An 18,597-nucleotide genomic window follows, 5' to 3' on the forward strand; every position below is an offset into this window, starting at 1 on the left:
GTGGGCATGGCCCGCTGGGTGCCCGGCGCTGGGTCCCGCTCGGTAGGTGCCGGGTGGTAGGTGTCGTTTGGTAGGTGTCGGGCGGCGGGTGTGAGTCGGTAGGTCGTGTTCGATGTCGGCCGGCGGATACGGGTGGGTGTGAAGTGGACGGGATGGGGCCGGCGGGGGTGCCCGGAACACCGATCCGGGTCGTCATCGCGGATGACGAGCCGCTGATCCGGGCGGGAATCCGGATGATTCTGACGTCGGACCCCGGCATCCAGGTCGTGGCCGAAGCGGCGAACGGGCGCGAGGCCGTCGACATGACGCGGGCGCACGGCGCCGACGTGGTGCTGCTCGACATCCAGATGCCGGTCATGGACGGCCTCACGGCGGTGGGGGAGCTGCGCAGGGCGGTCCCGGCGGCGCGGGTCATCGTGCTGACGACCTTCGGTGAACGGGACAACGTCCTGCGGACGCTGGAGTCCGGTGGCGCGGGGTTTCTGCTGAAGGACACCGCGCCCGCGGAGCTGATCGGAGCCGTACGGGCCGCTGCCGCCGGTGACGCGTACCTCTCCCCCGGTGCGACGCGGCATGTGGTCGATCAGCTGGCGTCCGGGCGGGCGGCTGCGCGCAGCGAGGAGGCGCGGGCCCGGGTCGCCGGGCTGAGCACCCGGGAGCACGAGGTGCTGGCGTTGCTGGGCGAAGGGCTGTCCAATGCGGACGCCGGGAAGCGGCTGCATATGAGCGAGGCCACGGTGAAGACGTACGTGAGCCGGATTCTCGCGAAACTGGAGTGCGAAAACCGGGTGCAGGCGGCGCTGCTGGCCCGGGACGCGGGGCTCGGGGGCTGAGCTGCCGGGTGTGAGCCGGCTCGGGGCTGAGCTTGCCGGGTGTGGGGCCGGGCGCCTGAGCTGTCATACGGCTGGTTGCCGCGTGCGCTGTCGGCGACTGGTTGCCCGGGTGGGCGCCATGGCCGCCAGGCCGGCGTTTCAGCCGCCAATGGGCGCTCTGGCCGGCGCCGACGTTTCACGTGGAACATCCGCGCTGACTGTTTCACGTGAAACGTCCGCTGAGGCCGACATTCGGCGCCCCCCCTGCGCTGATCAGGCGGCGAAGCGCGCGGCCAGAGTCTTGCCCTTCTCCGCGGCCTCGTCGAGCGCCTTGGTCTTCGAGGCGTCGGCGAGCGGGATGAACTGCGCCATCTCCGGCTTGGAGCGGGCCAACGTCATCTCCGGAACGATGAAGTCGACCGTGGCGCCGAGCATGCCCGTGAACACCTTCTCCAGGTAGTTCTGTACGAACTCGAAGTCCTCGCGCGGCGTTCCGGGGGCGTAGGAGCCACCGCGGCTGGCGACCACCGTGACCGGGGTGCCGGCCACCGGGCCGTCGGGGGTGCCGGCGTTGTGGCCGACGATGATCACCTGGTCCAGCCACGCCTTGAGGGTGGACGGGATCGTGAAGTTGTACATCGGCGCGCCGATGAGGACGGCATCGGCCGCCTCCAGCTCGGCGGCGAGTTCCGCCCGCAGTTCGTTCTCGACCCCGGCGGAGACGGCGGCGAAGTCCAGGTGGGGCAGGGGCGTGGCAGCGAGGTCGCGGTAGATGACGGTGCCGTCCGGGTGCTGGTCCTGCCATGCCCGCACAAAGGCGGCGGTGATCTCGCGGGATGCCGACCCCTGGGGGAAGAGGGCGGAGTCGAGGTGCAGCAGCGTGGCCATGAGGTTCTCCATGAGGGGTAGCTGAAAATCTGTGCGTACCTATGGATATCACAGTAGCTTACTTTTCATAAGTACCTAGCCTCGGCGCAGTAGTCTGGAGGCATGGCGGAACACAGCGAAGAGGCATGCAGGCGGGTCGACGGGGGGATCGCGCGTGTCTTCGAGCTGTTGGGCAAGCGGTGGACCGGGCCGATCGTCTCCGTGCTGATGCAGCGCGCCGTGCACTTCGCGGAGCTGCGCCGGGCGATCCCGGGCATCAGCGAACGGATGCTCTCCGACAGGCTCGCCGAGCTGGCGGCCGCGGGGCTGGTCTTGCGGGAGGTCGACGAAGGGCCGCCGCTGCGGGTCGCCTACCGGCTGACGGCGGCCGGGACCGCCATGGAGCCCGCCCTCAAGGAACTCGGCCGGTGGGCCGACGAGCATCTGCCCAGGGATCGAGAAGCCGGGACCTGTTAGGTCGCGACCGGGTTCCGTCCGGAGGTCCTGTCCGGTCGGACTCCTCGATCAGTGCTGCCGCGGGCCCTCGGCGGAGGAGTTGTAGCGCAGGAGGTAGTCGGCGAAACGGTCGAGATCCTCGGCCGGCCAGTCGGCCAGACGCTCCTGGTAGGCGGCGCGGCGACTGGCGTGCGTGGAGGCGAGGGCAGCGGATCCCGCGGCGGTGGGGTGCAGCACCTGGACGCGGTGGTCCGCCGGATCGGCTCTGCGCTCGATCAACCCGAGCTTCTCCAGCGCCGAAACCTGCCTGCTGACCGTCGACTTGTCGAGCATGTAGTGCGACGCGAGGTCGGTCGCCCGGCAGCCCTGCTGATCATGGATGTGGGACAGCAAGGTGTACGAGACGAACGGCAGCTCGGGATGGAGACGGGCGGCCGCCGCGCGCGCCCGTCGGGCGAAGGCCGTCAGCTCGCGCTGAATGGTGTCGATGGAGCTGTCCCGTGCGCGTGACATGCCGCCCTCCTCGCCTTCAGTTGCACGGTACAACGTGCGGTGCGTCCGCCGGCCGCCTCGCCGGGCCGGGGACGTCCTGGCAGCGGCCCGGGCGGTGATCGTCGCAGGCTGTGGAGCTTTTCCGGGGTTATCCACAGGGGCAGACGCCCGTCGGTACGTGGCGGTACGGTCGAGGGCAATTGATGTTGAGGGTTCGGAACGACTTCGGAACGACGGGGGCAGGACGCCATGGGCGACGCAGAGACGGTGCAGCGGACGGACACTAGCGGACTGGGGCCGGAGTCGGCGGGGACGTCCAGCGCCAAGGGCGGGGGCCGCATCCCGGTGGTGCCCGGCTTCGCCCGGCGCAAGGGCGGACAGGGCGTCACCGGTGTCGCACCGGCCACCCGGTCGCCCAAGCAGGAGGGCAAGGCGCTGCGCGATCGGGTCCCGCGCTCCTCGCACGACTCGCTGGTGCTGGCGGTGGACCGGCCGGACGCGGTAGCTGCCGTCGAGGAGTCCAGCCGGGGCCGGGTTCCCGGCCTGACGCCGATACGGGTGGGGCGGATGGCCGCTTCGCCGTTCGCCTTTCTGCGCGGCTCTGCCGGGCTGATGGCCCATGACCTCGTGGGCACCCCTGTCACCGGAGTGAGCGCGCAGCTCTGCGGCGACGCGCACGCGGCGAACTTCGGCATCTATGGCGACGCCCGCGGGAACCTGGTCATGGACCTGAACGACTTCGACGAGACCGTCGTCGGCCCCTGGGAGTGGGACCTCAAGCGGCTCGCCGTCTCGCTGGTGCTGGCGGCGCGCGTCGCCGGAGCCGACGAGGACGTCTGTCGTGCGGCCGCCTTCGACACAGTGGGCGCCTACCGGCGCACCATGCGCCTGCTGGCGCGCCTGCCCGTGCTGGACGCCTGGAACGCCATCGCGGACGAGGAGCTCGTCTCCCACACGGACGCACGCGACCTCGTCGGCACCCTGGAGCGGGTCTCGGAGAAGGCTCGCAAGAACACCAGCGCGCGCTTCGCGGCCAAGGCGACGGAAGGGGTCTCCGAGGACGGCGGCGAGACCTGCCGCTTCGTGGACGCGCCTCCCGTGCTGCGGCGGGTGCCCGACGCGGAGGCGGCCGCGGTCGCCGCCTCGCTGGAGGAGTACCTGGGCACGGTCTCGGAGGACCGTCTCCCGCTCCTCGCGCGCTACGAGATACACGATGTGGCCTTCCGCGTGGTGGGCACGGGAAGCGTCGGCACCCGTTCGTACGTGGTGCTGTTGCTGGACCACCGCGGTGAGGCGCTGGTGCTCCAGGTGAAGGAGGCCCGGCCCTCGGCGCTGCTGCCGTGCCTGGAGGCCGCCGGTTTCGAGGTGCCCGAGGTGGAGCACGAGGGCCGCCGCGTGGTCTTCGGGCAGAAGCGCATGCAGGTGGTCAGCGACATCCTGCTGGGCTGGACGACGGTCGACGGACGGCCCTTCCAGGTACGGCAGTTCAGGAACCGCAAGGGCAGTGTGGACCCCGCCGCGCTCACCGCCGACCAGTTCGACGACTACGGGCGGATGACCGGCGCACTGCTGGCCCGGGCCCACTCCCACAGCGCCGACCCGAGGCTCCTCGCCGGCTACTGCGGCAAGAACGAGGAGCTGGACGAGGCCGTGGCCGGCTTCGCGATGCTCTACGCGGACCGTACGGAAGCCGATCACGAGGAGCTGCTGGCGGCGATCAAGAGCGGGCGGATAGCCGCTGAGCTGGGTGTGTGACACCGGGCGCCACCACGCCCGTAGGCTGGCCGGGTGACCCAGGATGCACCCGGCGGCCGGACGACCCGGAGCGACGAAGAGCAGGACGTGCCACCGAGGCCGGAGGCGCGGCTGGAAAAGGCCGTGTACGCGGCCGAGCAGGCGCTGATCGAATTCGAGATCGCCCTGGAGACGTTCCGGGTGGAGGTGGAGAACTTCTCCCGGCTGCATCACCAGAAGCTGGGCCCGATGTATGCGCGCCTCGACGAGCTGGACGCCCAGATCGCGGAGGCCAAGGCTTCGGCGAGCGGTGATCCGGAGGATCTGCGCAAGGCGCAGGAGGCCCGGGCGATGGTGATGCCGATGCCCGGAGTCGACGAGCTCTTCCACAACTGGATGGACTCCGACGGCCTCTCTCCCGAGGCAGCCGCGATGCTCAACGACCAGCCCGTCCGGGCGCCGAAGCGGGTGCGGCCGAGCGAGGAGGCCCGCAAGCTCTACCGCGAGCTGGCGCGCAAGGCGCACCCGGACCTGGCGCAGGAGGAGACGGAGCGTGCCCGGCGCGAGGAGTTCATCACCCGCGTGAACGCCGCGTACGCGCTCGGGGACGTGGGGCAGCTGCGCGAGCTCGCCGACGAGTGGGCGGCCGGGCCGGTGCCCGAGACCCGGCTCAGTGAGAGCGAGGAGCTCTACGCCCGGCTGGAATGGCTGTCGCAGCGCAAGGAGCTGCTGGCCGCCGTTGCCGGCGAGCTGGAGGAGAGTGCGATCGGCGCCATGCTCCGGATGGCGCCCGAGGACCCGGACCGGCTGCTGGAGGAGATCGCCGAGCAGCTGCTCGCGCAGGTCGCCGAGCGCGAACGGGAACTGGCCGGGCTGGTGGAGTAGGTTTTTCGAGGCTGTCCGGATGCCGGCCGCGACATCCTGTCGCGCACCTACGAGAGAAGGCATGACCCATGAATTTCGCCCCGTTGCCGTCGGTGGACGTCGCGACCGTGCCGGCCGACGGCCTGGTGCTGGACGTCCGGGAGGACGACGAGTGGGCGGCCGGGCATGTCGAAGGCGCGCTGCATGTGCCCATGAGCGACTTCGTGTCGCGGTTCGGCGAGGTGACCGAGGCCGTGAGCGAGGGACACCGGGCGTATGTGATGTGCCGGGTCGGCGGCCGGTCGGCGCAGGTCACCCAGTACCTGGTGCAGCAGGGGATCGACGCGGTGAACGTCGATGGCGGCATGCTCGCCTGGGACGGCGCCGGGCGTCCGATGGTCACGGACAACGGATCGCCGGCGTTCGTCCTCTGAGGCGCTTCGGCTGAGCCCTGGCCCGCCGCTGCCGGACCAGGCGCCCGCCTGCCGGCGGTCTAGCCGAGAGGGTGGGCGGCCAGCAGGTCGCCCAGGGCCTCCTCATGGGCCGCTGCGGGGCCGAGGGAGAGTTCGAGCTGCTTGGCCCAGGCGTGATAGCGGTGCAGCGGGTAGTCGGTGTCGGCGCCGAAGCCGCCGTGCAGATGCTGAGCGGTCTGGACGACCCGGCGTACCCCCTCCGAAGCCCAGATCTTCGCCACGGCGACATCGCCGGCCACGGGCAGGGGACCGCCGACACCGGCACTGTCGGGCGCGGGGGCGAGCCGCCAGGCCGCCTGCCACAGCGTCGCCTCCATCGCCCGCAGGTCGATGTACCGGTCGGCCGCCTGCACGGCGACGGCCTGGAAGGTGGCGACGGGGAAGCCGAACTGTTCCCGCTTGCCGGTGTAGGCGCTCGTCATGGCCAGTACGCCCTCGCCGAGACCGAGCGACAGCGCGCAGGTGCCGGTGGTCAGCAGGAGGCGCAGCCACTCCCAGGCGCCTTCGGCATCGATCATCTCGGACGCGTCGACCCGTACGGAATCCAGTGTGATCTCGGCGAACCGCTCGCCACTGGTGGAGATCTGCTCGGCCTGCGCCATGCCGTCGCGGGTGCGGGGGACCAGCGCCAGGACGGCCTGCCCGTCGGGTGTGTGCGCCGCTACGGCGATGCGATCGGCCGAATGTGCCCAGGGGACACCTGTCTGCACGCCGTCGAGGAGCCAGCCGTCGCCCTGCCCGGAGTCCCGACCGGCGTCCCGGCGCGCCGTGACAGCGAGTTCGGCCGGGTCGTGTCCCGTACGGCCGTTGGCTCCTACGGTGATGACCAGTTCACCGCGGCCGACACCAGCGAGGATCTCGTCCCTCAACTCGGCGCTGCCGTAACGCTCCACGGCCATGGCGACCGCGCTCGTCTCCAGCAGGGGCACCCTCGCCAGCACCCTCGCCGACTCGCGCAGCACCAGACAGAGGGCGATGGGGTCGAGACCTGCTCCGCCGTACTCCGGTGACACCACCAGACTCAGCAGGTCGGCGTCCGCGAGCCTGGCCCACAGCGGCCGGTCGAACTCGTCGGCCACCGCGCCCGCCGTGAGCGCGGGGCTCGGCACGCCGTCGGGCGCGACGCCCGAGAACACCGCTTTCGCAGCCTCGACGGCCGCCTGCTGCTCCTCGGTGAAGGTGAAGTCCACTGCCCTGTCCTCCCACACGCCGGCGGTGCATGAGCCGCTGCCAGGTCCGGTTCAGCCGTTCGTATCTGACGGGTCGTCAAGATAGAACAGGTTCCTGAAAATGAACACAGCTCGGCAATGTGGGAGAGGTCGGGTCACCGGTGGGACAGGTCCCCGGCCGGCTCAGCGGTCGAAGTCGAGCTCCACTTCCGCTGTGGCCGGATGGGACTGGCAGGCCAGCACATAGCCCGCTTCCGTCTCCTCGGGCTCCAGAGCGAAGTTGCGGTCCATCCGGACCTCGCCCGAGACCAGGAAGGCACGGCAGGTGCCGCAGACACCGCCCTTGCATGCATACGGCGCGTCGGCACGGCTGCGCAGCACGGTCTCCAGCAGCGATTCCCCTTCCTGCACGGGCCACTTGCCGGACCGTCCGTCCAGGGTCGCCGTCAGTGAGGCGTGCGCGGGAGCGCTCATGGGCTCGGTGGTGGGCGCCGAGCCGTCGTCCACATGGAAGATCTCCTGGTGGATACGGCTCCGGTCGACACCCAGCTGACGCAGGGCCCGCTCGGCTCCCAGGACCAGGCCGAAGGGGCCGCACAGGAACCAGCCCTCCACATCCGCCACCGAGAGCAGGGACGGCAGCAGGGCGGTCAGCCGCTCCTGGTCGAGCCGTCCGGACGGCAAGCCCGACTGCTGCTCCTCCCGGGACAGGGTGGTGACCAGCTGGAAGCGGTCGGGGAAACGGTCCTTGAGGTCCGCCACCTCGTCCAGGAACATCGTGGACGCCACGGTCCGGTCGCTGCGGATCAGACAGAACCGGGCCTCGGGCTCCCGGGCCAGCAGCGTGGCCGCCATCGACAGCACCGGAGTGATTCCGCTGCCGCCGACGACCGCGGCGAAGTACCCGGGCCGCGGTTCGAGCAGGAAGCGGCCCATGGGGGGCATCACCTCGACCGTGTCGCCGACGGCGAGCTCCTTGAGCGCGTACGTCGAGAAGTCACCCCCGTCGACCAGACGGATGCCCACACGCAGCACTGGATCGGTGCCGGAGGGAGAGGCGGCGGCGCAGATCGAGTACGTACGGCGGATTTCCTCGTCCCCCACCAGCCGGCGCAGCGCCAGATGCTGGCCGGGGGTGTGGCGGAAGGTCTCGCACAGCTCGGGCGGCACCTGGAAGGTGACCGCGACCGAGTCGTCCGTGAGTCGTTCGACCTCGCTGACCCGGAGCGGATGGAACATCTACAACTCCTTGAAGTGGTCGAACGGTTCACGGCAGTCGACGCAGCGGCGCAGCGCCTTGCACGCGGTGGAGGAGAACCTGCTCAGCAACTCGGTGTCGGTGGAGCCGCAGTGCGGGCAGCGCACCGAGAGCGTGAGCGGGATCGGGCCCTCCGCGGGCTGCGGCCGCGGCGGGGCAATCCCGAACTCGGCCAGCTTGCGCCGGCCCTCCGCGCTGATGTCGTTCGTCGACCAGGCCGGGGAGAGGACCTTGACCACCGAGACCTCGGCGACGCCGTGATCGTGCAGTACCTGCTCGATGTCCGTCGTCATGGCCTCGATCGCCGGGCAGCCGGTGTACGTCGGGGTGAGCTCCACCTCGACGCGTCCCGGGCCGAGGATCTGGACCCCGCGCAGGACACCGAGCTCCTCCAGCGTCACCACGGGAAGCTCGGGGTCGGGCACGGAGCCGGCCAGCTTGCGCAGCTCGGCCTCGAGCCGGCTGTCGTCACCGGCCTTCGGCGCGCTCGCCGTCCGGCGGGCGGGAGCAGGCCGGGCAGCGGTGGCGGCCCGGTCGGCGTGGGCGCGACGGTCAGCGGTGAGGTGGGTGCCGGTCACCATGACGCCCCCGGGTGGCTGCGGTGCAGATGCTGCATCTCGGCGAGCATCCGGCCGAACGACTCCGTGTGGAGTCCCTGGCGCCCTGCGCCTGCCGCCCAGGCGCCGACCCTCGGCCCCTCGGGGACGGTCAGCGTCGCGCGGGTGAGGACGTCCGTCACCGTCTCCAGCCAGCGCGCCTCCAGTGCCTGCTGGTCGACGTCCAGTCCTTCGACCGGCTCGAACATCTCGCCCGTGAACTTCCACAGCGCCTGACAGGCCCGCTGCATGCGCTCATGGCTCTCGTCGGTGCCGTCGCCGAGCCGCAGCGTCCACTGCTCGGCATGGTCCTGGTGGTACTCGACTTCCTTGACGGCCTTCGCCGCGAGCCCCGCGAACTCGCCGTCCCCGGCAGCGAGCTGCCCGTACAGCAGTCGCTGGTAGACGGAGAAGTAGAGCTGGCGGGCGATGGTGTGGGCGAAGTCGCCGTTCGGCTGCTCGACCAGCTGGAGGTTGCGGAAAGCCCGCTCCTCGCGCAGATAGGCCAGCTCGTCCTCGTCGCCGACGAGGGACAGCAGCACGCGCGCCTGGCCCAGCAGGTCCAGCGCGATGTTCGCGAGGGCGACGTCCTCCTCCAGCACGGGTGCGTGGCCCGCCCACTCCCCCAGCCGGTGCGAGAGCACCAGCGCGTCGTCGCCGAGGGCGAGTGCCGCGGCGTTCGCCGTGGTGGTCACAGGTGCTTCACCCCGTCCGGGATCTCGTAGAAGGTCGGGTGGCGGTACGGCTTGTCGGCGGACGGCTCGAAGAACGAGTCCTTCTCGTCCGGCGAGGACGCCGTGACCGCCGTGGAGGGCACGACCCAGATGGAGACGCCTTCGTTCCGCCGGGTGTAGAGATCCCGGGCGTTACGGAGCGCCATCTCGGCGTCCGGGGCATGCAGACTGCCCGCGTGGGTGTGGGAGAGGCCGCGGCGGGAGCGCACGAAGACCTCCCACAGGGGCCAGCCGGTCGAACCGCTCATGCCGTCGCCTCCTGGGGCTTCGCGTGCTGTGCCTGATGCTTCTCGGCGTACGCGGCGGCCGCGTCCCGGACCCAGGCGCCCTCTTCGTGCGCCCGGCGTCGCTGGGTGAGCCGCTCTTCGTTGCAGGGGCCGTTGCCCTTGAGGACGTTCTGGAACTCGGTCCAGTCGATCGCGCCGAAGTCGTGCTGCCCGCGCTCCTCGTTCCAGCGCAGATCGGGATCCGGGAGGGTCAGGCCCAGCGCCTCGGCCTGCGGGACGCAGATGTCCACGAAACGCTGGCGCAGCTCGTCGTTCGAGTGGCGCTTGATCTTCCACGCCATGGACTGCGCCGAGTGCGACGACTCGTCGTCCGGCGGGCCGAACATCATCAGCGACGGCCACCACCAGCGATTCACGGCGTCCTGCGCCATGTCGTGCTGCGAGGGTGTCCCCTGCGACAGGGTGAGCAGCAGCTCGAACCCCTGGCGCTGGTGGAAGGACTCCTCCTTGCAGATCCGGACCATCGCGCGGGCGTACGGGCCGTAGGAGCAGCGGCAGAGCGGCACCTGGTTGGTGATCGCGGCGCCGTCCACCAGCCAGCCGATCGCGCCGACATCGGCCCAGGTCAGCGTGGGGTAGTTGAAGATCGACGAATACCGCTGACGGCCGGCGTGGAGCTTGTCGAGAAGCTCGTCGCGGCTGGTCCCCAGCGTCTCGGCGGCGCTGTAGAGGTAGAGCCCGTGGCCGGCCTCGTCCTGCACCTTGGCCATGAGGATCGCCTTGCGCCGCAGGGAGGGCGCTCGGGTGATCCAGTTCGCCTCGGGCTGCATGCCGATGATTTCGGAATGGGCGTGCTGGGCCATCTGGCGTACCAACGTCGCTCGGTAGGCCTCGGGCATCCAGTCGCGCGGCTCGATGCGCTCGTCGGCAGCCACGGCGGCGTCGAAAACCGCCTCGTAGCCATCCGCAGTCACTGCCGTCATCCGGGCCCCCTACCGACCGATCGTTCGGTTCATTGGCTTCAATGGTGAGTCGACGGGCCTTAAGGTGTCAACCCTGTGGATGACCGACGTGCGCCGAAGGGGACCGGGGGCGGGATGGACTCCTACAACGACGAGGACGCCGAAGGCGCCGCAAGCAGCGGCTCCGCGCCTCCTGAGCACGCCTCCGGACCGGTGCGTCGGACCGCGCAGCCCTCGCAGCCGTCGGACGGGCCTCAGCGCTCTTCGGGGGGAGCTCGGGACCCCTTGTCGGACCGGGCTCCGCTCCCCGCACCCGAGGACGAGCCGTTGCCCACCTCCCAGCCGGAGACCTCCCGGACTGAGACGCGGGCCGCAGAGCCCGCGACGGCCGCCGTGCCCGGCCCTCGGAGCGGGACCCCGCGCGAGGACCCCTTCCTGCCGGACCGTGCCCAGGACCAGGACCAGAACCGAGATCCGGATCCGGACGCCGTCCCGCTCGACCCTGACGCCCCCACCCGGGGCATCGCGGCGCTCTCGCTGCCGTACCAGGTCGCCGTGGCCGTCTCGCTCGCCCTCATAGCCGTGCTCGCCGGGGTCCACGTGGCGATGGTGTTTCTGCACGTCGCCCCGTCCAACACGGCGAGCAAGGAGTACGGCAAGGCGATCGACGCCTGGGTGTATCCCGAGTTCGAGCAGAACTGGAAACTCTTCGCCCCCAATCCGCTCCAGCAGAACGTCGCCGTGCAGGTGAAGGCCGAGGTCACGACCCCCGACGGCGACCGCAGGAGCACCGGCTGGATCGATCTGAGCGCCGAGGACGGCGAAGCGATCCGCGGCAATCTCCTCCCCAGCCACACCCAGCAGAACGCGCTGCGCAGGGCCTGGGACTTCTACGTCAACTCGCACGACGACAAGAACCGTTCCAGCGGCCTGCGCGGCCAGCTGTCCGAGAGCTACGTTCGCCGGCTGGTGATGGCCCGCCTCGAACGGCTCGACGTCGGCGGCGAGGTCGAGCGCATCCGGCTCAGGTCGTCGACCAGCGCGGTCAAGGCTCCGGACTGGAGCAACGAGAAGATCGATCTCCGCCCGCAGTTCCGGGTCCTGCCGTGGTGGACCGTCACCGCGGCCGATCTGCCCGGGGGAGTCGACAACGGTCGTACGGAGGCGGACCGGTGAGCGACGCTTCCGAGCGCAGGAACGGCGGAGCCGTCCAGCGCATCACCGCCACGGCTTTCGGGCCGTACCAGACGGCCATCGTGCGGATCGGGTTCGCCGCCACCTGGCTGCTGTTCCTGCTGCGCGAGCTGCCCAACCGCCATGAGATGTACGGACCCCAGGGCCCGTGGAGCTGGGAGATGGGCCGTCGCCTCATCTCCGGCAACGACGCCTTCACGGCGCTCATGTGGTCGGACAGCACCCTCTGGTTCGAAGTCGTCTATGCCGTCGCCGTGCTCTCCAGCGCCCTGCTGCTGGTGGGCTGGCGGACCCGCACCATGTCCGCGCTCTTCATGATCGGCGTCCTGTCGCTCCAGAACCGCTCGATCTTCATGGGCGACGGCGGCGACAACGTGATCCATCTGATGGCCATCTACCTGGTCGTGACGCGCTGCGGTCAGGTCTGGTCCCTGGATGCGCGCAGCGCCGCCCGCGCCACGGAGCGGGAGTCCAAGGGATCGGAGCCCGGGGCGCGGATGCCCGGGGCGCCGCAGACCGACCGGGTCGGCCCGCTTCTGTGGACCGTGCTGGGCACCGCCCTGGTCGTCGCCACCTTCCTGAACGAGACCGGCTGGTTCATCCTGCTGCTGCTCTGGGTGCTGTGGGTGGGCCAGGGGCTCTGGTGGATGGCGAACCGGCGCGCTCCGCAGGGTGAGCCGCGGATTCTGCTGGACGCTCTCGCCAATCTTGCCCACAACGCGGGTCTTCTGGTGATCATGGCCGAGGTCTGTCTGATCTACGCCACCGCCGGCTGGTACAAGATCCAGGGCTCGCGCTGGCAGGACGGCACCGCCCTCTACTACCCGCTCAAGCTCGACTACTTCACCCCGTGGCCCGCGCTCTCCGATCTGCTGGCTTCGGGCGGACTGATGGTGCTGGTGCTGACCTACGGCACGGTCGTCGTGCAGGTCGCCTTCCCCTTCACGCTCTTCAACCGACGCGTCAAGAACGTCCTGCTCGTGGCCATGATGCTGGAGCACGCCGGCATCGCCGTGCTGCTCGGACTGCCGTTCTTCTCGCTGGCGATGATCGCCGCCGATGCCGTCTTCCTGCCGACCGCGTTCCTGGTCTGGCTCGGGGCGCGGGTCGTGCGGGGCCGGGACCGGGTGTTCTCGCGGGCGCCCGCCGTATCGGAGCAGCCGCAGGAGAGCCCTGAGCAGCCCCGTACGCTCGTCGGGTGAGCACCACCCGAGAACCGATCCACGACGATCACGATCCGCTGCAGTACGACGAGGGCTTCGGGCCCGAGGTCGGCGTCGGCCCCCATCCGCTGCCGTGGCCCGAGGGCGAGCACTACGACGCCGAGCTGCTGGCCAACGGCGACCGCCGCAATGTGGTCGACCCTTACCGGTACTGGACGCGTGAAGCGATCGTCGCCGATCTGGACACACGGCGGCACGGCTTCCATGTGGCCGTGGAGAACTGGGGCCACGACTTCAACATCGGCTCGGTGGTCCGGACCGCCAACGCCTTTCTGGCGCGCGAGATCCACATCGTGGGCAGGCGGCGCTGGAACCGCCGCGGTGCCATGGTCACCGACCGCTACCAGCATGTGCGCCACCATCCGGACACGGCATCGCTGACCGCGTGGGCCGCCGCCGAGGATCTCCCGATCATCGGCATCGACAACCTGCCGGGCGCGGTGCCGCTGGAGCGGACCGAGCTGCCGCGCCGCTGTGTGCTGCTCTTCGGCCAGGAGGGCCCGGGTCTCACCGAGGAGGCACGCAAGCACGCGTCGATGGTGTGCTCCATCGCCCAGTTCGGCTCGACGCGGTCGATCAACGCCGGTGCGGCCGCGGCGATCGCCATGCACGCCTGGGTGCAGCGGTACGCGGAGATCCCGTCGCCCTGAGGGCCTGTCGTGCGGATGGTGCCGGGCTCTCGTGCCGTGGCACGCACTCCCCCGTAGCCCTTCGGGCACGGGCGGTACCCCCACGCCGCTGCCGTGGGGCGGGGGCCCGGGGGGGCGGGGCCCCGCGCCACGAAGCGTTTCTCACGCCTGGCGGCGGACCTCCACCACCCGGAAGCGGTTGGAGACGAAGGCGCCGTCGCACAGGGCCGCGTTCGCCGCCGGGTTGCCGCCCGAGCCGTGGAAGTCGGAGAAGGCCGCCGTCTGGTTGACGTAGACCCCGCCCGTCAGATTCAGCGAGAGCTGCGCCGACTCGTCCAGGCAGACGTCCTCGATCGCGCGCTCCGTCTCCGGTGAGGTGGTGTAGGCGCCCACCGTCATCGCGCCCTGGTCGCGGACCGTGCGTCGCAGCAGTTCCAGCGAGTCCGCGGTCGAGTCCACGGCGACCGCGAACGACACCGGGCCGAAGCACTCCGTCAGATAGACCGCCTCGGTGTCCGGCTTGGCGCCGTCGAGCTTGACGATCACCGGCGTCCGCACGACGGCGTCGGGGAACTCCGGGTTGGTGATCTTCCGCGAGGGAAGCGCCACTTCGCCGAGACCGGCCGCGCCGTCGAGACGTCCCTTCACATCGGGATTGACGAGTGCGCCCAGCAGGGCGTTCGCCCGGGCGTCGTCGCCGAGCAGTCCGCCCACCGAGGCCGCCAGGTCGCCGACCACCTCGTCGTACGACTTGTGGCCGGCGTCCGTCGCGATGCCGTCGCGCGGAATCAGGAAGTTCTGCGGGGTGGTGCACATCTGGCCGCTGTAGAGGGACAGCGAGAAGGCCAGGTTGGACAGCATCCCCTTGTAGTTGTCCGTCGAGTCGACGACGACGGTGTTGACGCCGGCCTTCTCGGTGTAGACCTGCGCCTGTCGGGCGTTGGCCTCCAGCCAGTCACCGAACGCGGTGGAACCCGTGTAGTCGATGATCTTGATCTCGGGGCGCACGGCCAGGGTCTTGGCGATGCCTTCACCGGGACGCTCGGCGGCCAGAGCCACCAGGTTCGGGTCGAAGCCGGCCTCGGCGAGCACCTCACGGGCCACACGCACGGTGAGCGCCAGCGGGAGAACGGCGCGGGGGTGCGGCTTGACCAGGACGGGGTTGCCGGTGGCGAGCGACGCGAACAGGCCGGGATAGCCGTTCCACGTCGGGAAGGTGTTGCAGCCGATCAGCAGGGAGATGCCGCGGCCGGCCGTGGTGAAGGTCTTCCGCAGCTCCAGCGGGTCCCGCTTGCCCTGGGGCTTGGACCAGTCGGCGGCCGCGGGGGTGCGGACCTGCTCGGCGTACGCGTACGCCACGGCTTCCATGCCGCGGTCCTGGGCGTGCGGGCCGCCCGCCTGGAACGCCATCATGAACGCCTGCCCGCTGGTGTGCATCACCGCGTGCGCGAACTCATGGGTGCGGGCGCTGATGCGCGACAGGATCTCCAGACAGACCAGGGCGCGCGTCTCCGGCCCGGCCTCACGCCAGCCGGCCATCCCCGCACGCATGGCGGGGAGCAGGACGTCCAGGTCGGGATGCGGGTACTCGATGCCCAACTCCGGGCCGTACGGCGAGACCTCGCCACCCGTCCAGTCGTCGGTGCCCGGCTGGTCCAGGTCGAACCTGGTGCCGCGCAGGGCTTCGAAAGCCGCGAGTCCCTCGGCCGGCGCGCTCTCGCCGTACGCCTTCGGGTGCTCGGGGTGCGGGGACCAGTAGGCGCGGGTGCGGATCGCCTCGAGGGCCTGGTCGAGCGTCGGCCGGTGGGTCTCGGTCAGCTGCATGACGGACCAACTCCTCGTCGAGCTGGGCAGGGATGGAATGACAGAGTTAGAGTAACCGAACGATCGGTCGGTACAAGGGGGCCTGTCAAACCTGTGGACAACGCATCGGGGAGGATCGCTTCCATGACCGCCATCGATCAGAGCCGTACCGTCGCCGTGGTCGGCACCGGCACCATGGGGCAGGGCATCGCCCAGGTGGCCCTTGTGGCGGGCCATCCGGTGCTGCTGCACGACGCCGTGCCGGGGCGGGCGGAGGAGGCAGCCGAGGCGATCGGCGTGCGTCTGGACCGGCTGGTCGAAAAAGGCCGGATGTCGGCGGTCGACCGGGACGCCGCCCGGGCGCGTCTGCATCCGGCGGCGGACCTCGCCGAGCTGGCCGACGCGGCGCTCGTCGTCGAGGCGATCGTCGAACAACTGCCGGTGAAGCAGCAGCTGTTCGTCGCCCTGGAGAAGATCGTCGCGGACGACTGCCTCCTCGCGACGAACACCTCGTCCCTCTCCGTGACCGCGGTGGCGGGCGCCCTGGAGAACCCCGGCCGGTTCGTCGGTCTGCACTTCTTCAACCCCGCGCCGCTGCTCCCCCTCGTCGAGGTGGTCAGCGGCTTCGCCACGCAGAACGCGGCCGCCGCGCGCGCATACGCGACGGCGAAGGCCTGGGGAAAGACCCCCGTGCGCTGCGCCGACACCCCGGGATTCATCGTCAACCGCATCGCCCGGCCCTTCTACGCCGAGGCCTTCGCGGTCTACGAGGAGCAGGCTGCCGACCCCGCCACGATCGACGCGGTGCTGCGCGAGTGCGGCGGCTTCAGGATGGGCCCCTTCGAGCTCACCGATCTGATCGGCCAGGACGTCAACGAGGCCGTGACGCGCTCCGTCTGGGACTCCTTCTTCCAGAGCCCCAAGTTCGTCCCGTCGCTCGCCCAGCGCCGGCTGGTCGAGTCGGGCCTCCACGGCCGCAAGAGCGGACGCGGCTGGTACTCGTACGCGGACGGGGCGAACCGGCCCGAACCGCACACCGCTCCGGCCACCGAGCCGCCCTCCGAGATCACCGTCGAGGGCGACCTCGGGCCCGCGTGGGAGCTGATCGCGCTGCTGCGCGAGGCGGGCATCACCGTCCGGGAGGCGGAGGAGGACCGCGGGACGCGGATCCTGCTGCCCAGCGGCGGCCAGCTGGTGCTGGCCGACGGCCAGACGTCGGCCGAGTTCCGCGACGTCGTCTACTTCGACCTGGCCCTCGACTACCGCGCCGCCACCCGGATCGCGCTGGCCGCGTCCGAGGTCACCGAGTGGGAGACGCTGCGGCAGTCCATCGGCCTGTTCCAGGCGCTCGGCAAGAGCGTCAGCGTCATCCGGGACGTCCCCGGGATGATCGTGGCCCGCACGGTCGCGATGCTCGTGGATCTCGCGGCCGACGCCGTGGCCAAGAAGGTCGCGACCGCCGAGGACATCGACACCGCCATGCGGCTGGGCGTCAACTACCCGCTGGGGCCCGTCGAGTGGGGCCGCCGCCTCGGCCGGTCCTGGGCGCACGAGCTGCTGGACGAGCTCCACGCGCGCGTGCCCACCGGGCGCTACGCCCCCTCCCTGGGGCTCTACCGGCAGTCGTACATCCGCACCGAGAAGGACGAGGCAGGCGCATGACGACGGCCAAGCGGGACACGTACACGCCCGAGACGCTGCTGACGGTCGCCGTGCGGATCTTCAACGAGCGCGGCTACGACGGCACCTCGATGGAGCACCTCTCCCAGGCCGCCGGTATCTCCAAGTCCTCGATCTACCACCATGTCGCCGGCAAGGAGGAGCTGCTGCGCCGGGCCGTGAGCCGGGCGATCGACGCGCTCTTCGCGATCCTGGACGAGCCGGGAGGCCTGCGCGGTCGCGCCATCGAGCGGGTGGAGTACGTCACGCGGCGCACCGTGGAGGTGCTGGTGGCCGAGCTGCCCTATGTGACGCTGCTGCTGCGCGTCCGGGGCAACACCAAGACCGAGCGGTGGGCGATGGAACGCCGCCGCGAGTTCGACCAGCGGGTCGCCGATCTGCTGAAGGCGGCGGCGGCCGACGGGGATCTGCGCGCGGATGTGGACATACGGCTCGCGACGCGGCTGCTGTTCGGCATGGTGAACTCGCTGGTGGAGTGGTACCGGCCGCACGCGGGCGGGGGCTACGACGGGGACCAGGTCGCCGAGACGGTCGTGCGGCTGGCCTTCGACGGACTGCGCGCGGACTCCGCCGAGGGCTGACCGGGGCCGCCTGCTCATCGCGTACGCGGCCGGTCACGCCTTTCGTAGGCGGCCGGGCACGCCCTTCGCGGGCTTCGTGGCAGGGCACGCCCCTCGCGGGCCACCCGCCCGTCGGCGGGAGAGGCCGCACGCCCGCCGCGCCACCGCACCGCGCGGCCCATCCGGGGCCGGCCCCACCCGCAGATCCACTCGCACGGACCAGGGCTCCGGTGTCCGCGCCCCGAGCGCCCGAGGGCTACAGCGGTTCGATGTCCGCGGTCCCCGCAGGGCCCGGCCCCGGGTCGAGGTCCGTCTCCTCGAAGACCAGCAGCGTGCGGGTGGAGAGCACCTCCGGGATGGACTGGAGGCGGGTCAGGACCAGCTCCCGCAAGGTGCGGTTGTCCGGGGTGTGCACCAGGAGCAGGACGTCGAAATCGCCGCTGACCAGAGCGATGTGCGCGGCGCCGGGCAGCGCCTGGAGCTGCTCGCGCACGGTCCGCCAGGAGTTCTGCACGATCTTGAGGGTGATATATGCGGAGGCGCCCTGACCTGCGCGTTCGTGGTTGACCCGAGCGCTGAATCCGCGTATCACGCCGTCGTCGATGAGCCGGTTGATCCGCGCGTACGCATTGGCGCGTGACACATGGACGCGCTCGGCCACGGAACGTATCGAGGCGCGGCCCTCCGTCTGGAGGATGCGCAGGATGTCGCGGTCGATGGCGTCGAGCGGGCGGGCCGGAGGGCCCGTGTCCGAACCGTCCCCGCTGTCGGCCATTTGTTCAGCTGCCATATCCCCCCGCCTCCCTGGCATGGACGACCTGTCTCCATCAGAGGCTGTGGAGAACCGTTTGTCCACAGGCTGGA

Annotated in this window: 20 protein-coding genes; 10 read left to right on the plus strand and 10 right to left on the minus strand. The window is 70.7% G+C overall.

What is annotated here, in order from left to right; translation table 11 throughout:
- Positions 1 to 167: 167 nt before the first annotated feature.
- Entirely contained in the window at positions 168 to 833 is a 666-nt protein-coding gene (locus ACFWU3_RS13605) for a response regulator transcription factor (protein WP_327682325.1), read from the plus strand.
- Positions 834 to 1,085: 252 nt separating this feature from the next.
- On the opposite strand, the gene ACFWU3_RS13610 is transcribed toward ACFWU3_RS13605, so the two are convergent.
- Positions 1,086 to 1,700, minus strand: coding sequence for an FMN-dependent NADH-azoreductase (locus tag ACFWU3_RS13610; protein ID WP_384435741.1), 615 nt, complete (start codon positions 1,698 to 1,700; stop codon positions 1,086 to 1,088).
- A 102-nt stretch (positions 1,701 to 1,802) separates the two neighbouring features.
- Here ACFWU3_RS13610 and ACFWU3_RS13615 point away from each other — a divergent pair, with 102 nt between their 5' ends.
- Positions 1,803 to 2,156, plus strand: a complete 354-nt coding sequence (locus tag ACFWU3_RS13615) for a winged helix-turn-helix transcriptional regulator (RefSeq protein WP_384435667.1) — start codon at positions 1,803 to 1,805, stop codon at positions 2,154 to 2,156.
- A gap of 48 nt (positions 2,157 to 2,204) precedes the next feature.
- On the opposite strand, the gene ACFWU3_RS13620 is transcribed toward ACFWU3_RS13615, so the two are convergent.
- A complete protein-coding gene (locus ACFWU3_RS13620) occupies positions 2,205 to 2,648 on the minus strand; it encodes a MarR family winged helix-turn-helix transcriptional regulator (protein WP_384435670.1) in 444 nt (147 codons plus the stop codon).
- Between the two features lie 228 nt (positions 2,649 to 2,876).
- Here ACFWU3_RS13620 and ACFWU3_RS13625 point away from each other — a divergent pair, with 228 nt between their 5' ends.
- The 3 genes from ACFWU3_RS13625 (at position 2,877) to ACFWU3_RS13635 (ending at position 5,659) form a co-directional block, all read left to right on the plus strand.
- Positions 2,877 to 4,382: a DUF2252 domain-containing protein gene (locus ACFWU3_RS13625; protein ID WP_313945275.1), complete on the plus strand. Its 1,506-nt coding sequence runs from the start codon at positions 2,877 to 2,879 to the stop codon at positions 4,380 to 4,382.
- Positions 4,383 to 4,415: 33 nt separating this feature from the next.
- Positions 4,416 to 5,246 carry a hypothetical protein gene (locus tag ACFWU3_RS13630; RefSeq protein ID WP_384435674.1) on the plus strand — a complete coding sequence of 277 codons (831 nt, stop codon included), beginning with the start codon at positions 4,416 to 4,418 and terminating at the stop codon, positions 5,244 to 5,246.
- Between the two features lie 68 nt (positions 5,247 to 5,314).
- Positions 5,315 to 5,659 carry a rhodanese-like domain-containing protein gene (locus ACFWU3_RS13635; protein ID WP_384435677.1) on the plus strand — a complete coding sequence of 115 codons (345 nt, stop codon included), beginning with the start codon at positions 5,315 to 5,317 and terminating at the stop codon, positions 5,657 to 5,659.
- Positions 5,660 to 5,718: 59 nt separating this feature from the next.
- Here ACFWU3_RS13635 and ACFWU3_RS13640 read toward each other — a convergent pair whose 3' ends face one another.
- The 6 genes from ACFWU3_RS13640 to paaA form a co-directional block, all read right to left on the minus strand.
- Positions 5,719 to 6,888, minus strand: a complete 1,170-nt coding sequence (locus ACFWU3_RS13640; RefSeq protein ID WP_384435680.1) for an acyl-CoA dehydrogenase family protein — start codon at positions 6,886 to 6,888, stop codon at positions 5,719 to 5,721.
- Positions 6,889 to 7,050: 162 nt separating this feature from the next.
- Positions 7,051 to 8,106, minus strand: coding sequence for a 2Fe-2S iron-sulfur cluster-binding protein (locus ACFWU3_RS13645; RefSeq protein WP_384435683.1), 1,056 nt, complete (start codon positions 8,104 to 8,106; stop codon positions 7,051 to 7,053).
- Entirely contained in the window at positions 8,107 to 8,706 is a 600-nt protein-coding gene (gene paaD, locus ACFWU3_RS13650; RefSeq protein WP_384435686.1) for a 1,2-phenylacetyl-CoA epoxidase subunit PaaD, read from the minus strand. It lies immediately after the preceding gene.
- Positions 8,700 to 9,416: a 1,2-phenylacetyl-CoA epoxidase subunit PaaC gene (gene paaC / locus ACFWU3_RS13655; RefSeq protein WP_384435689.1), complete on the minus strand. Its 717-nt coding sequence runs from the start codon at positions 9,414 to 9,416 to the stop codon at positions 8,700 to 8,702. The genes paaD and paaC overlap by 7 nt, the downstream gene beginning before the upstream one ends.
- Positions 9,413 to 9,703: a 1,2-phenylacetyl-CoA epoxidase subunit PaaB gene (gene paaB / locus ACFWU3_RS13660; protein WP_384435692.1), complete on the minus strand. Its 291-nt coding sequence runs from the start codon at positions 9,701 to 9,703 to the stop codon at positions 9,413 to 9,415. Before paaB ends, paaC begins: the two co-directional genes overlap by 4 nt.
- Positions 9,700 to 10,665 carry a 1,2-phenylacetyl-CoA epoxidase subunit PaaA gene (gene paaA / locus ACFWU3_RS13665; RefSeq protein ID WP_384435695.1) on the minus strand — a complete coding sequence of 322 codons (966 nt, stop codon included), beginning with the start codon at positions 10,663 to 10,665 and terminating at the stop codon, positions 9,700 to 9,702. Before paaA ends, paaB begins: the two co-directional genes overlap by 4 nt.
- 114 nt (positions 10,666 to 10,779) lie before the next feature.
- Between paaA and ACFWU3_RS13670 the strand changes: the two genes are divergently transcribed.
- From ACFWU3_RS13670 to ACFWU3_RS13680, 3 genes are read left to right on the plus strand one after another with little or no spacing between them, the layout of a single operon-like run.
- A complete protein-coding gene (locus tag ACFWU3_RS13670) occupies positions 10,780 to 11,820 on the plus strand; it encodes a DUF5819 family protein (RefSeq protein ID WP_384435744.1) in 1,041 nt (346 codons plus the stop codon).
- Positions 11,817 to 13,040 carry an HTTM domain-containing protein gene (locus ACFWU3_RS13675; protein WP_384435698.1) on the plus strand — a complete coding sequence of 408 codons (1,224 nt, stop codon included), beginning with the start codon at positions 11,817 to 11,819 and terminating at the stop codon, positions 13,038 to 13,040. Before ACFWU3_RS13670 ends, ACFWU3_RS13675 begins: the two co-directional genes overlap by 4 nt.
- A complete protein-coding gene (locus ACFWU3_RS13680; protein WP_384435701.1) occupies positions 13,037 to 13,711 on the plus strand; it encodes a TrmH family RNA methyltransferase in 675 nt (224 codons plus the stop codon). Before ACFWU3_RS13675 ends, ACFWU3_RS13680 begins: the two co-directional genes overlap by 4 nt.
- A gap of 141 nt (positions 13,712 to 13,852) precedes the next feature.
- Here the strand turns inward: ACFWU3_RS13680 and paaN are convergent, their stop codons facing one another.
- Positions 13,853 to 15,514 carry a phenylacetic acid degradation protein PaaN gene (paaN, locus tag ACFWU3_RS13685; protein WP_384435704.1) on the minus strand — a complete coding sequence of 554 codons (1,662 nt, stop codon included), beginning with the start codon at positions 15,512 to 15,514 and terminating at the stop codon, positions 13,853 to 13,855.
- A 123-nt stretch (positions 15,515 to 15,637) separates the two neighbouring features.
- Here paaN and ACFWU3_RS13690 point away from each other — a divergent pair, with 123 nt between their 5' ends.
- Complete coding sequence (locus ACFWU3_RS13690) at positions 15,638 to 17,155, plus strand: 3-hydroxyacyl-CoA dehydrogenase (protein ID WP_384435707.1); 1,518 nt, start codon at positions 15,638 to 15,640, stop codon at positions 17,153 to 17,155.
- Entirely contained in the window at positions 17,152 to 17,754 is a 603-nt protein-coding gene (locus tag ACFWU3_RS13695) for a TetR/AcrR family transcriptional regulator (protein ID WP_384435710.1), read from the plus strand. Before ACFWU3_RS13690 ends, ACFWU3_RS13695 begins: the two co-directional genes overlap by 4 nt.
- A 235-nt stretch (positions 17,755 to 17,989) precedes the next feature.
- Here the strand turns inward: ACFWU3_RS13695 and ACFWU3_RS13700 are convergent, their stop codons facing one another.
- Positions 17,990 to 18,523 carry an Lrp/AsnC family transcriptional regulator gene (locus tag ACFWU3_RS13700; RefSeq protein WP_384435713.1) on the minus strand — a complete coding sequence of 178 codons (534 nt, stop codon included), beginning with the start codon at positions 18,521 to 18,523 and terminating at the stop codon, positions 17,990 to 17,992.
- Positions 18,524 to 18,597: the final 74 nt, after the last annotated feature.

It is taken from the genome of Streptomyces sp. NPDC058685 (assembly GCF_042714725.1).
Taxonomy (GTDB): Bacteria; Actinomycetota; Actinomycetes; order Streptomycetales; family Streptomycetaceae; genus Streptomyces.

What these genes read in the sequence shown, in the direction of transcription:
- ACFWU3_RS13610 (WP_384435741.1), bottom strand. Translation starts at nt 1,700, where the DNA reads ATGGCCACGCTGCTGCACCTCGACTCCGCCCTCTTCCCCCAGGGGTCG.
- ACFWU3_RS13615 (WP_384435667.1), top strand. Translation starts at nt 1,803, where the DNA reads ATGGCGGAACACAGCGAAGAGGCATGCAGGCGGGTCGACGGGGGGATC.
- ACFWU3_RS13620 (WP_384435670.1), bottom strand. Translation starts at nt 2,648, where the DNA reads ATGTCACGCGCACGGGACAGCTCCATCGACACCATTCAGCGCGAGCTG.
- ACFWU3_RS13625 (WP_313945275.1), top strand. Translation starts at nt 2,877, where the DNA reads ATGGGCGACGCAGAGACGGTGCAGCGGACGGACACTAGCGGACTGGGG.
- ACFWU3_RS13635 (WP_384435677.1), top strand. Translation starts at nt 5,315, where the DNA reads ATGAATTTCGCCCCGTTGCCGTCGGTGGACGTCGCGACCGTGCCGGCC.
- ACFWU3_RS13645 (WP_384435683.1), bottom strand. Translation starts at nt 8,106, where the DNA reads ATGTTCCATCCGCTCCGGGTCAGCGAGGTCGAACGACTCACGGACGAC.
- paaD (WP_384435686.1), bottom strand. Translation starts at nt 8,706, where the DNA reads ATGGTGACCGGCACCCACCTCACCGCTGACCGTCGCGCCCACGCCGAC.
- paaB (WP_384435692.1), bottom strand. Translation starts at nt 9,703, where the DNA reads ATGAGCGGTTCGACCGGCTGGCCCCTGTGGGAGGTCTTCGTGCGCTCC.
- paaA (WP_384435695.1), bottom strand. Translation starts at nt 10,665, where the DNA reads ATGACGGCAGTGACTGCGGATGGCTACGAGGCGGTTTTCGACGCCGCC.
- ACFWU3_RS13670 (WP_384435744.1), top strand. Translation starts at nt 10,780, where the DNA reads ATGGACTCCTACAACGACGAGGACGCCGAAGGCGCCGCAAGCAGCGGC.
- paaN (WP_384435704.1), bottom strand. Translation starts at nt 15,514, where the DNA reads ATGCAGCTGACCGAGACCCACCGGCCGACGCTCGACCAGGCCCTCGAG.
- ACFWU3_RS13690 (WP_384435707.1), top strand. Translation starts at nt 15,638, where the DNA reads ATGACCGCCATCGATCAGAGCCGTACCGTCGCCGTGGTCGGCACCGGC.
- ACFWU3_RS13695 (WP_384435710.1), top strand. Translation starts at nt 17,152, where the DNA reads ATGACGACGGCCAAGCGGGACACGTACACGCCCGAGACGCTGCTGACG.
- ACFWU3_RS13700 (WP_384435713.1), bottom strand. Translation starts at nt 18,523, where the DNA reads ATGGCAGCTGAACAAATGGCCGACAGCGGGGACGGTTCGGACACGGGC.